At 36.9% G+C, this 12054-nt stretch carries 10 protein-coding genes and 1 pseudogene; 8 read left to right on the plus strand and 3 right to left on the minus strand.

Features of this window, described 5'->3' with window-relative positions; genetic code table 11:
- Positions 1-182 precede the first annotated feature (182 nt).
- Positions 183-491, minus strand: a pseudogene (cas12k, locus tag H6F32_RS19555) (type V CRISPR-associated protein Cas12k); the annotation flags it as partial.
- A 67-nt stretch (positions 492-558) separates the two neighbouring features.
- Between cas12k and H6F32_RS19560 the strand changes: the two are divergent.
- The 4 genes from H6F32_RS19560 (at position 559) to H6F32_RS19575 (ending at position 5265) form a co-directional block, all read left to right on the plus strand.
- On the plus strand, positions 559-984 hold the full coding sequence (locus H6F32_RS19560) for a MerR family transcriptional regulator (RefSeq protein ID WP_190370946.1): 426 nt from the start codon (positions 559-561) through the stop codon (positions 982-984).
- A gap of 134 nt (positions 985-1118) precedes the next feature.
- Positions 1119-3680: a DEAD/DEAH box helicase family protein gene (locus H6F32_RS19565; RefSeq protein ID WP_190370947.1), complete on the plus strand. Its 2562-nt coding sequence runs from the start codon at positions 1119-1121 to the stop codon at positions 3678-3680.
- A 5-nt stretch (positions 3681-3685) separates the two neighbouring features.
- On the plus strand, positions 3686-4387 hold the full coding sequence (locus H6F32_RS20305) for a hypothetical protein (RefSeq protein ID WP_199294648.1): 702 nt from the start codon (positions 3686-3688) through the stop codon (positions 4385-4387).
- Positions 4388-4434: 47 nt separating this feature from the next.
- The gene (locus H6F32_RS19575) at positions 4435-5265 is read left to right on the plus strand and encodes a DUF3800 domain-containing protein (RefSeq protein WP_190370948.1); all 831 of its coding nucleotides are present in this window, start codon (positions 4435-4437) and stop codon (positions 5263-5265) included.
- Between the two features lie 55 nt (positions 5266-5320).
- Here the strand turns inward: H6F32_RS19575 and H6F32_RS19580 are convergent, their stop codons facing one another.
- A complete protein-coding gene (locus tag H6F32_RS19580) occupies positions 5321-5596 on the minus strand; it encodes a hypothetical protein (protein WP_190370949.1) in 276 nt (91 codons plus the stop codon).
- A 342-nt stretch (positions 5597-5938) separates the two neighbouring features.
- Positions 5939-8440: a phosphoenolpyruvate--protein phosphotransferase gene (gene ptsP / locus H6F32_RS19585; RefSeq protein ID WP_190370950.1), complete on the minus strand. Its 2502-nt coding sequence runs from the start codon at positions 8438-8440 to the stop codon at positions 5939-5941.
- Positions 8441-8911: 471 nt separating this feature from the next.
- On the opposite strand from ptsP, the gene H6F32_RS19590 reads away from it, so the two are divergent.
- The 4 genes from H6F32_RS19590 (at position 8912) to H6F32_RS19605 (ending at position 11752) form a co-directional block, all read left to right on the plus strand.
- Entirely contained in the window at positions 8912-9064 is a 153-nt protein-coding gene (locus tag H6F32_RS19590) for a hypothetical protein (protein ID WP_190370951.1), read from the plus strand.
- A gap of 60 nt (positions 9065-9124) precedes the next feature.
- Positions 9125-9853, plus strand: a complete 729-nt coding sequence (gene pyrH / locus H6F32_RS19595) for a UMP kinase (RefSeq protein ID WP_190370952.1) — start codon at positions 9125-9127, stop codon at positions 9851-9853.
- Complete coding sequence (frr, locus tag H6F32_RS19600; protein WP_190370953.1) at positions 9840-10388, plus strand: ribosome recycling factor; 549 nt, start codon at positions 9840-9842, stop codon at positions 10386-10388. The genes pyrH and frr overlap by 14 nt, the downstream gene beginning before the upstream one ends.
- 245 nt (positions 10389-10633) lie before the next feature.
- Positions 10634-11752 (plus strand): geranylgeranyl reductase family protein, encoded by a 1119-nt coding sequence (locus tag H6F32_RS19605; RefSeq protein ID WP_190370954.1) that lies wholly within the window; start codon positions 10634-10636, stop codon positions 11750-11752.
- The last annotated feature ends 302 nt before the right edge of the window (positions 11753-12054 follow it).

Consider the following 12054-nt stretch of genomic DNA (forward strand, 5'->3'; position numbering starts at 1 on the left):
AGGACTTACGCAGGTGTCACACCAAAAATCTGATGTAGGGTGCGTCAGATAGCATAAATCATGTAAATAAACAGGTTCTTGATATCTGACGCACCTTACTAATGTGCCAGTTGCGTAAGTCCTGCTACTAATTCAGCATCACCATTGAGCATTTCTAACCAGCGCAATTTACCATCCAGTTAGGATTGATAACACTTCATTAAGGCAAACCAGGATTTATAAATATAGTTTACTAATGCTGTGGCACTGGTGTAAAACCGTGCAGGTTGTCCCATGAAGCGCGGATCAGTTTTCAAGGGTTCACAGAGTTCTTTAACAACACCTGTGGGATGTTTACCTTTTTGTCGCCAGGTTTCAATTTCTGGATGTTTACCCATTTGCATCAGTAATTCGTTAATTAATGGTGTGTTTTTCTCTGCCATCAATTGCCATAACTGTTGACGGGTAGATTCACTGGCTAGTAGACGGCACTGAATGGTGATTTGGCTCATAGAATAAACATATTTGTTTAATACTAACATATCTGTATTATAGCTTCTTTCTGTAAAATAGTTTTTTATGCAAGAAACTTTTTTCACAAGTAAGGACGCGGCTCAATTGACAGGTTGTACCCTTCGCCAGATCCAGTATTGGCGAGAGAAGGGGATTGTTGTACCTATAATTAGTGATACGGGTACGGGTCGCAGTATTTATTATTCAAGGTCTAATTTAGTGGAGTTGGCAGCTATGGTATATTGGCTGTCTACGGGGATAAGTTTTGATATTGCTTGTTTTATTCTCAAACAACTCAAGGAACAAGAACCAGAGTTGTTTATTTCTGGTCAGGGTAAGCGGTTTATGTTGTTGTTATCACAGGATGATTCGCTTTCTTTGGTAGAATTTGATAGGAAAACAGCGATCGCTTCCCTGGATGAAGGTAAATCTGTAATTCCCGTGTGGTTAGATGTTATTTATCACGGGTTAGCAAGCAAGTTACCAAAGTAGCAATTCCTATGGATCACTTCGCCATCGCATCCCTAGATGAAGGTAAAGCCGTGATTCCCGTGTGGTTAGATGTTGTTTATCACAATCTAAGGCATAATATTATTAAGTAGTTCAATCAGTAAAAGGAAAAATATATGTCTCTCAACAAACCTAGCTGGATGAATTCAGATACATGGTCACAATTTATTGCTAAGTGGAGTAGTTCACCTCAATGTAATCATCCCGGTTGTATTAAACCAGCAGATACAGTAGACCATATTGTTGCCAGACGTAATAATGGTCCTGATGAAATAGAAAATTTACAACCCCTTTGCAGAGAGCATAATAGTAAAAAAGGTATTAAGCCAGATGAGTATTGGTCAAAAAAATTCTTTTTCGATCATCCAACAATAAATCTGGATAAGTTAAGAACAGCCCAAAAACGCGAAGGTTGGGATCGGATTCTTGATTATCAAGATTGGTTTTTGCGTCCTTGGAATCAAATTAATCGTACTATTTACGGTAATTTTTGGATTGTTGGTGCAGGTAAAACTCTAGCTCCAGTTGTACAAGCTTGTGCATTAAATTATATCATCCAGAAAAAGATAGGAAAGTCATATCCTCGTATTAATAGAATTTTAATTTTAACTAAAGAACGTGCAATTAGAGATCAAATAGCTAATTCTTTAAGAAGTAATGAAGAAGGCGGAGAAAATGAATTAGTCAAGTATGGTATTTCATCAACTGCTCCAACAGTAGGAATTATAGAAGAAGGATGGCAAGTTCAAGATTATCCTAGTTTAGAACTTTGTAATATTTGGGTTGCCTGTATTCATCAGTTTTTTGAAACAAATAACAACCCTAAAGAAAAATTATCAGAAATCTTAGCTCAATTCCCCTTTATTGCTATTGATGAACCTCATCATGCTTTAAACCAAGTTTTAAATATCGTTCAAAAAGCAGTAGACTCTTTAGTTTTTGGTTACACAGGAACACCAATTGAAGCCGATGGTAAAGCACTGTCTCAATTTACTTCACTTTCTGTTTATGATTATGATGATGCTAATGAAAATGACCATTCAATGAAATATGTAAGCGACAAAAAAGTAGAATTTACATCTTTTGTTGAAGAAGTTGGAATTACAAGAGCAGAATTAATCACTGACAATGATCTTGGGTTTCAAGAAACAGATGATGCTAAACAATTAGGTTATGACAAAAATTATATACCGCAACAGTCTGTTGTACAGGCAGTTATTAACTATATGGAATTATGCGATAAAATGGAAGATAATATTTCATCATATGGTGACTTAGCCCAACATCGTCCTGAAGGTTCTAAAGCAGAGTTATGGTATCCAGTACATTCTATGATTGTTGTAGATAGTGTAACTATAGCAAGAAAATTATGTGAACAAATTAACCAATTTTTTGAAAGTAATCGTAGAAGATTTCCGAAAAATAAAGGATATCAGGCTGATATTATTCATTCAAATCTCTCTGAAGCACTTGAAGATAAAAGTTTAAAGAAAGTAGAAAAAGATTATATTAAAGGCAAAAAGATGTCTCCCGATCATCCCTGGATGTTATATCAAAAAACGGAAAAACTCGATGAAAATTGTAATCGTGTTCTTTTTGTAATTGGTATGGCAAGAGAAGGTGTAAGTAATCGTTATTGTGGTTGTATTGGCTATGCTTGTAAAACTGAATCTTTAATTGAGCTTGTACAAAGAGCAATTGGTAGGCAAATTAGAAGTGTTCATAAAGAATTAAAACAAGATTTTCAATCAGTAAATACTGACTTAAATCAAGAATATATAACCTTATTAACTCCACCCAAAACATTAGATAGTGTAAAAATAATTACTCATATTACTTATGATAATGCACATGATATTCGTCGAGCAATTTCTTATATATGTAATATGGGAGACCATTTAGAATCAATACCAAAAATAGAACAATTAATGGCAGGCCAAATTACCCCAGGCATTAATATTACTGTAGAGGGAATTTTGAAAACGAAAGAAAAAATAGAAATTGCTGGTGATATTGGAAAAAGCAAACAAAGTAATCCCGAACAACCAATTAATACAGGCAAATATCAGGATAGTTGGGGAGATAATAATGAAACGAAGCGTAAGAAAATTTCTGAATGGGTACAAAAAGTAGTTGATTCTCCTGAAGATGCAGAACGGGAAATTAATTATACTGGGATGCTACCTCAACAAATACCTATTGTCTGGGATGAAACGCTTGATTCTAAACCAACAAAAGATCAACTTGTGCAATACATTAAAACCCATCATCCTGATTTTATTGCTGATTTAGATAATCCTGAGTCTCAAAAATTCTTAGAGAGATTTTATGAAATGTGGGTTAAGGATTTTGATCTTGGTCATATTCCTAATATTTCTAAACTTAGTGATATTCGTAAAACACTAGCCTACAAAGTTCAACAATCTTTAGGTCAATATCTTCAATTATCTGACCAAAAAATAATTTATCAATTAGTTGATAATGCTATGCGTCAGGTTTTAGGAACAAGTGAATCATTAAAAGATAATAGTAGATATAATTGTCCTCAAGCTCAGGCAATTTTAACCCGTAAGGACATAACACAAAAAATTGTAGGATGGGTAAGAAATAAATTAATTGCCAAGGGATACTGTCCTGAGTTAGCCATAGCTTTTGAAATTGAACAAGAGGAAAATTAAATTAAATGTCGAACTCTCAACGAGATAGAGAAATTGCAATTGCTCAAGGTGCTGGTAAAGCAAAGCGGGCTGCTGGTAATGCAGTTCATGGGCTAACACATACTGAAGTGTTAGCAGACTTTTATAAACTTCAATCAGATGATGCTAGGGCTGCTTTTGCTAGAACTTGGCTTTCTAAATCTTCAGAAGCACTTAATGAAACTTGGAGTGTTATTTATACACTCCTTAAAATTGTAGAAGAAAAAGAACTGTATAAAAAAGAAAGTTCTTTAAATAACTCCAAAATATACAATAGTTTTCAGGAATTTTTTGAAGATACTCTTAAACGTCCTTTTGAAGAATGGGCTAGATTAGAAGCTGATTATAATTATGTTTCTCAGTATTGTCCCGAATTGTTTAATAGTTTTTATTCAGAAGTAAGAACAACACCAAAAAACACTAATATAGACAAAAAAGAACGAGAGGTTATTTTAACAATGTCTGAATATGAATCATTAAAAAATAGAGCTTCTCAATATAAGACAATTTTTCATTGGGAACAATTACAACAAGTAGTTGATAATGGATGGATTTTATCAACTGCTGAAGTTAGAGAACTCATAGGGGTAAAACCTAGAAAATCACCTTTTGTAAGAGGAGCATTTCAGTTTACTAAATGCGGAAAAATTGGTAATCAATCTGCTTGGAACGTTGAAAAAATAGGATAGATAGTATTGAATTTATAAAAAAATAAGCAATTAATGATTTAATCCAAATGATACAGAAAGAAAAAATTAACCAAACTAATCATTATTTTGTTGACGAAGCAGGAGACTTAACATTTTTCGACAGAAAAGGCAGAATTATAGTAGGAACACCAGGCGCATCTAAATTTTTTATGGTAGGTGTAGCCCAAATTTTTCAACCAGAACAAGTAACTTTAGAACTTGCAGAACTCAGAAAACAACTTTGTTCTGATCCACGCTTTAAAGACATTCCCTCAATGCAACCTTCCGCCAACAAAACAGCAATTACCTTTCATGCAAAAGACGATCATCAAGATGTCAGAATGGAAGTATTTAAACTAATGCAAACTTTTGAAATTAAAATGTATGTAGCTATCAGATACAAAGCAGAATTAGCAGTAGCTACTCAAAAAACTTATGAAACTTTGAGCAAAAAGACAAATCAAGATGATATATATGATGATCTAGTAAAAAGACTATTTAAAGATAGATTACATAAAGCAAATATTAATCATATCGTTTTTGCTAGACGTGGTAAAACTGCACGGGAAGAAGCACTACAACAAGCTATAAATCAAGCAAAAAGAAATTTTGAAACAAAATGGAAAATATCTTCCGATAGTACAACTATTATTAAACCAGCTTACCCATCAGAGTATGCTGGCTTACAAGTTGTTGATTACTATTTATGGGCTTTACAAAGATTATATGAACGCCATGAAGATAAATGTTTTATTCCACTGGCTCAAAAATACAGGATGATTATGGATTTAGATGATCGGCGAAATAAGAACTATGGAGAGTGGTACACCGATTCTAACCCGCTATCATTGGATAAACTTAAATGGTTTGTGGGCTAGGTTTAAGTAGACAAGCCACTTAAACACACGGCATGAAGCCGACGTTCACCCACAGTTATATTATATCATTGATATTAAAAACTTGCAAATAATGTAATGAATTAAAACCAATATTGTGGTTAATATGTACCATAAAATAGCAAGCGATCGCTCTCAATATCTTAAATACTGCTACCTCCCTTTGTCTTTCTCCATAGGTTGTGCGATCGCATGGTTCCAGTAGTTTTTGAATTAGTTCCAGTAGCTCTTTATCACCTGCGGATAGTTCGGTGATAATTTCGCTACCTTCTGCTTCATAGTCATTGGGTTGATCATCTTGTATTTCTAGCATATATGTTTATTATTAAAACATAGTTGGATTATACTATATAAGAGGACAGTTAATTTGTCAAGTCTTGTGAAAACTTGGAAAAATAGGGATTTTAAATACAGGACAACTAATTTGTCAAATATTGAAACTCGGACAGTTATTTTGTCAATTATTGTTTTACTGGCTAAAGATAGGGTAAAATAACAAAACCCTTGCTATGTAAGGGTTTAGGGGTTAATATTTTTGTGGACATTAATTTGTCAAGTGGTCATTTAATTTGGCAAGCGACATCAGGAAAATTATCAGTATAATATTTTTCCTTTTCTCCAAAGTATTGCAAATAAGGGTTTTCTCTAATCTGTTCTACTTATCAAATAATTTTCTTACACTATTTGCTGAATCTTGCTGTAACGCTAAATTAGCGATCGCTTGGGTATCTGCCATAGTTAAATGACTCACAGCCTGTTTAATTGTGGCTATAGATTGTGGATTAACACTTAACTCATCCGCACCTAAACCTAATAAAATCTGGGCTACATTAGGATCTGCTGCTATTTCTCCACATACCCCTACCCAAATATTCGCATTATGAGCAGCTTGTACAGTTTGTTTTATCATCCTTAATACTGCTGGTTGTAAAGCGTCCGCTAAAAGTGCAACTTTAGGATTTGTGCGATCGCCTACCATTACATATTGACTTAAATCGTTTGTACCTATGCTGAAAAATTCCACTTCCTGTGCTAATTGGTCAGCAATAGCTACAGCCGCAGGTGTTTCAATCATAATTCCCACTTGCATACCTTCATCAAAATCAATTTCCTCCTCCCTTAACTCAGTTCTCACCTCATGCAAAAGTGATTTAGCAGTTCTCACCTCTCCTAAATTAGTAATCATCGGAAACATAACTTTAATATGATTACCAAAACTAGCGCGTAAAATTGCCCTTAACTGCGTTTTAAATATCTGCGGATTTTCCAAACAGAAGCGAATACCACGCACTCCTAAAAATGGGTTAGGCTCCACATCTGTAACGTTAAGATAAGGTAAAGGTTTATCTCCTCCCACATCCAAGGTACGAATAATCAAAGGACGGTGATTAAGAATGTGAGCGATCGCCTGATACACTGTTAATTGTTCCTCTTCCGTCGGCGCACTAGTACCCGCAAAGTATAAAAATTCCGTCCTTAATAATCCCACACCCTCCGCACCTTGGCTAATAGCTACTTGAGCATCAGTAATACTACTAATATTTGCTAAAACTTGAACCCTTTGCCCATCTAAAGTAATAGCTGGTTGATGAGCTTTTTGTCTAGCCTGTTCCTGGTCATTTTGCCAAGTTTCTTTTTTTGCTAACAAACTTTTTAAAGTATCCGATGTCGGGCTTACCCAAGCCTTACCACTTTCACCATCCAAAGCAATTAAAGTACCATTTTCTACATTTAACACCTGAGTATCTACCCCCAAAACTGCCGGAATACCCAAAGTTCTGGCAATAATCGCACTATGAGAAGTAGCGCTGCCCAAAGTCGTACAAATACCTAACACCTTACTAGGATCTAACTTAGCCGTATCAGATGGAGTTAAATCCGTAGCAATAACTATAGATGGTTCAGTAATTTGTAAATCTGCTGGAGCGTTACCCAGTAAAATTCTTAACACCCTTCTCCCCACATCCACCACATCATCCACCCGTTCTTGTAAATAGGGATCATCTAATTGATAGTAAGAATTAGCCACATCATCAACTACGTTTTTCCATGCTGCTTCTGCATTAATATTTTGTTCATTAACCTTTTTATAGACAGCTTCTAATAAAACAGGATCTTCTAAAAATAACAAATGGGCATCAAAAATAGCTGCTTCAGCATCACCAATTTGAATATAACTATGAGAAAGCAAAGATTGAATTTCCTGTTTAGCGATATTAATAGCATTATGTAATCTGTGCAACTCAAATTGGATATCATCTATGTGATATTCCGTAATAGACATGGGTACAGACTCATAATGTATAATGGGAGCGATCGCAAAACCTGGAGAAGCAGCAATTCCCACTAATTCCCCTTCCGTGCTAGGAATCACTTCTACAGGTGTTAATCTTTGTACCTCCATCTGAGAATCATCTTCGCCAAAATTATTGAGAATTAAAGTTTGTAAAGCCCTTAAAGCTGCGGCAGCATCCGTACCCGTAGCTGTAATTAATAACTCATGGCCTTGACGCACACCTAAAATAGCCATTTGGTTAATACTATCACCGCGTACCGCTTCCGTACCTCGCGTAATATTTTGTACCTGAACTTGACAATTAAAGCGAGAAACAGTACCTACAAATTGGGCTGCTGGACGAGCGTGTAAACCCAAACGATTATTAACAGTAATGCGTAATTCGTGATCAGCTTCTAATTTATATAAACGTTTTTCAGCAAAAGGACAAGAATGAGGAGTAAGCGCGTCACCGACACCCAAATGTTGAGCCTTAGATAAAATAGACCCTTGAGCTTCTGCTATAACTTGCTGAATATTATTACCAGAAGCAGCAGACACAGCCGCCGCCATCGTACCTTCAACCAAAGGAGCCGAGCATAAATAGACCTTAGCGCGATGTGCAGGCTCAAGAAATTCCAGAGCCATTTCAGCACTCATCATAGCGCTACCTAAATCCATAAGTACCAAAACGCCATCATCAGAGAAAACAGAGGTAATAGCCGCATATACCTGCATAGCGTCAGTACCCAAAGGGTTATCAGGATCATCAACTCCAGCAGCCACAGCCAAAGGAACTTGGCCATGAACCATTTGCCAGGCCAACTCCTGTATTCCCAGAGCTAATTGTTTACTGTGCGAAACTATAACTATTCCTACCACTGTAGCACCTTAGGCAGTTACCGCTTCCATTATTACTCAAATAAATCTAAACCATAGCATTTATTTAGGTTCTATTTACAAATTGAGGAGTCACTGAGTCAGAATCAACAATTTCCCCCTGCTTTGTGCTCAATAACTAGCAACTTACATTACTAATTACATATAAACTACATATACAAGTATAATCTTAAAATGTAATAAAATTGAGCTATTCCTAAGCTGACAACTTTGTAGACAAAGCTATACTTGTGTTGACAAAAATCAATATAAATATATTTTAGTAAAAAAATCGCCCACTTGATATATAATCCTAAAATATCCAGTACATGAATTAAGATTATTGCCTAACCGGAAGCCAAGCATATAGATATCTGGTGTTGATTCAATGTCCGCTTGCCTGTCGGCAGAAAGGTGATTTTAAACCCTTCTAGGAACAATTGATGAATTGTCTCTAAATTCATTGTCACTCCTATGTCTAATGATAGTGGTAGTCCTTTTGCAGCAATCTTAACAGAAGAAAGATGGCAGCGCCATCACCAAACTAAACGCGTTGGGCTACAGCGTGTAAGTCTACAGAGGGATAACTGCTCCCATGCTCCTGTTGAAGTAGAAAGTAAAGTCTAGCTTTGTCTAGGTTTTATATAGCATATTTTTTGTAATTTTTTTGATAAAGCGTGACTTTTCATGGGAACGAATTACCGACGGGTTTTACTCAAACTAAGCGGTGAAGCCCTTATGGGCAACATGGGCTATGGTATTGATCCAGAAGTGGTAGAAGGTATAGCTCAAGAATTAGGGGAGGTAGTAGCCAGTGGCGTACAAGTCGCCATAGTTGTTGGCGGTGGTAATATATTTAGAGGCGTAAAAGCTGCTTCCGCAGGTATGGATAGAGCTACAGCCGACTATATAGGCATGATCGCCACAGTTATGAACGCGATGACGTTACAAGACTCATTGGAAAGGCAAGGCATACAAACGCGAGTACAAACAGCGATCGCCATGCAAGAATTAGCAGAACCATATATCCGTAGACGTGCCATCCGTCACCTAGAAAAAGGACGGGTGGTAATTTTTGGAGCAGGTTCAGGAAATCCCTTCTTTACTACAGATACCACAGCAGCTTTACGAGCGGCGGAAATAGAAGCAGAAGTGATTTTTAAAGCCACCAAAGTAGATGGGATATATGACGCAGATCCAAAACTATATCCCAACGCCAAACGATATCAAACCCTAAACTATAATCACGTATTGGCAAAAGACCTAAGAGTAATGGATAGTACAGCGATCGCCTTATGTAAAGAAAATAATATTCCCATATTAGTATTTGACTTGACCGTGCGAGGTAACATCCACCGCGCAGTTATGGGAGAATCTATAGGGACGCTTGTGGGAGGTTCTTATGAAATTAGATGAAGCTGAAAGTACCATGCAGAAAACCGTTGAATCAACCCAACGGTCATTCAATACAATTCGCACCGGTCGCGCCAATGCAAGTTTACTAGATAAAGTCCTGGTAGAATATTACGGCACACCAACAGCATTAAAATCCTTAGCAAACATCACCACACCAGACGCTTCCACAATATTGATTCAACCTTATGATAAAAGTAGCTTGAATCTGATTGAAAAAGCAATCTCATTATCTGATGTAGGATTAGTACCAAGTAATGATGGAGTAGCAATTCGTTTAAATATTCCACCATTAACCAGCGATCGCCGTAAAGAATTTGTTAAAACTGCGGCTAAATATGCCGAAGAAGGCAGAGTGGGTATTCGCAACATTCGACGTGATGTCCTGGACACAATTCGTAAACAAGAAAAAGCGGGAGAAATATCCGAAGATCAATCAAAGGATCTCCAAGATAAACTGCAAAAACTCACCAACAAATACACCGAAAAAATAGATCATCTATTAACAGAAAAAGAAAAGGATATCATGAAGGTATAGGAGTCACAAGATCAAAGAGTCAGGAGCATCTTGCTCCCTGATAATTACCTGAACAACAAAATTAATTGCACATTAACTGCAATTGCACACTTTTTAACACCTTCTCCTTCCTCCTCTAATCACCAATTTACCAAAAATTTATAAAAAGTCCTGATCCCTTATATATACTGAAAAATCGAATAATAAAAATCAGAACCGCAAAAACGTCAAAACTCACTAAATCTCACCAAAACTTACTAATTAATATGTACGATTGTATTATTGTGGGTGCAGGTCCTGCCGGAAGTGCAGCAGCCTATCATTTAGCCAAAAGGGGAAATTCAGTATTAGTCTTAGAAAAAGACTCCTTACCCCGATATAAACCCTGTGGTGGCGGAGTATCACCAGCGATCGCTCAATGGTTTGACTTCGACTTTAGCCCGGCAATCTCTGTTAAAGTAGATTCATTACGTTTTACCTGGAAATTAGAAGATCCCGTAGAAGCCAAAATAGACATTAAAGAACCAGTATGGATGGTCAGAAGAGAAATATTCGATCACTTCCTAATTCAACAAGCACAACAACAAGGTGCAGAACTCAAAGACAACCTAGAAGTAATAGGCATAGAATTTAAAAGCGATCACTGGCAAGTCAACACAGCCAAGGGCACATTTACAGGAAAATATCTTATAGCTGCGGATGGTGCAAAAGGACCAATGGCCAAATGGTTAGGGTTTAAAGATCGTAAACGTAGACTAGCAGGAGCATTAGAAGCCGAAGTTCCCGCCGAAGTAGTCAACAAAAACATGGCACATTTCGAGTTTGGACTCCTGAAAAATGGCTACATTTGGAACTTCCCCAAAGCAGACGGTTATTCCATCGGTATTGGCACATTTATTGGTGGAGAACCCCAAGACTTTAAAAAAATTCTCGATCAATATGCCCAATCTTTTAATGTGGACGTTAAAAATAGTAAACAATATGGTCATGCCATTTGCCTGTGGGATGGAACCCAAAAACTACACACTCAAAACGCCATATTAGCAGGAGAAGCAGCTTGTGTAGTTGATCCGTTCACAGCAGAAGGCATTCGTCCCTCCATATTTACTGGAGTTTTGGCTGCCCAATTCATTCATCAAGCCTTGGGAGGCGACTTAAACGCTATAGAAAACTATAGTAATGCCATTAACGAACAATGGGGAGCAGACATGGCTTGGGCACAAAAGTTAGCCGGAGCATTTTATCGTTTTCCCGGTATTGGTTATAAAGTTGGTGTAAAACGTCCCTCGGGCGCTCAAATTATGGGTAAAATACTGTGTGGCGAGCTTAAATATGGAGATGTTGCTGGACGTGCATTACAGCGTTTAATTCCTGGTTTTGGCTAATAATTGGTGATTGTGGCCTTGATGAATTAGGGTATGACTTTGTTTCACCCAGAGGCGCACAGTTGCAAAAATTCAAGGTTTGAAATCATTGATTTTTCAATTTCATCAGGACTTACGCAACTGGCACATTGGTAGGGAGTGGTTCGACTGCTATATAAAACCTAGACAAAACTAGACTTTACTTTCTACTTCAATGGGAGCATGGGAGCGGTTATCCCTCAGTAGACTTACACGCCTTAGCCAGACGCGATAAATTAATTTAATTGCGGCATTTAGATCCCTATCCATCTCAAAACCGCAGT

Source organism: Anabaena sp. FACHB-1237 (assembly GCF_014696225.1).
GTDB lineage: Bacteria > Cyanobacteriota > Cyanobacteriia > Cyanobacteriales > Nostocaceae > FACHB-1237.

Excerpts from the sequence above, each read along its gene's own strand:
- H6F32_RS19560 (WP_190370946.1), top strand. The coding sequence starts at position 559 with ATGCAAGAAACTTTTTTCACAAGTAAGGACGCGGCTCAATTGACAGGT.
- H6F32_RS19565 (WP_190370947.1), top strand. The coding sequence starts at position 1,119 with ATGTCTCTCAACAAACCTAGCTGGATGAATTCAGATACATGGTCACAA.
- H6F32_RS20305 (WP_199294648.1), top strand. The coding sequence starts at position 3,686 with ATGTCGAACTCTCAACGAGATAGAGAAATTGCAATTGCTCAAGGTGCT.
- H6F32_RS19575 (WP_190370948.1), top strand. The coding sequence starts at position 4,435 with ATGATACAGAAAGAAAAAATTAACCAAACTAATCATTATTTTGTTGAC.
- H6F32_RS19580 (WP_190370949.1), bottom strand. The coding sequence starts at position 5,596 with ATGCTAGAAATACAAGATGATCAACCCAATGACTATGAAGCAGAAGGT.
- H6F32_RS19590 (WP_190370951.1), top strand. The coding sequence starts at position 8,912 with ATGTCTAATGATAGTGGTAGTCCTTTTGCAGCAATCTTAACAGAAGAA.
- pyrH (WP_190370952.1), top strand. The coding sequence starts at position 9,125 with ATGGGAACGAATTACCGACGGGTTTTACTCAAACTAAGCGGTGAAGCC.
- frr (WP_190370953.1), top strand. The coding sequence starts at position 9,840 with ATGAAATTAGATGAAGCTGAAAGTACCATGCAGAAAACCGTTGAATCA.
- H6F32_RS19605 (WP_190370954.1), top strand. The coding sequence starts at position 10,634 with ATGTACGATTGTATTATTGTGGGTGCAGGTCCTGCCGGAAGTGCAGCA.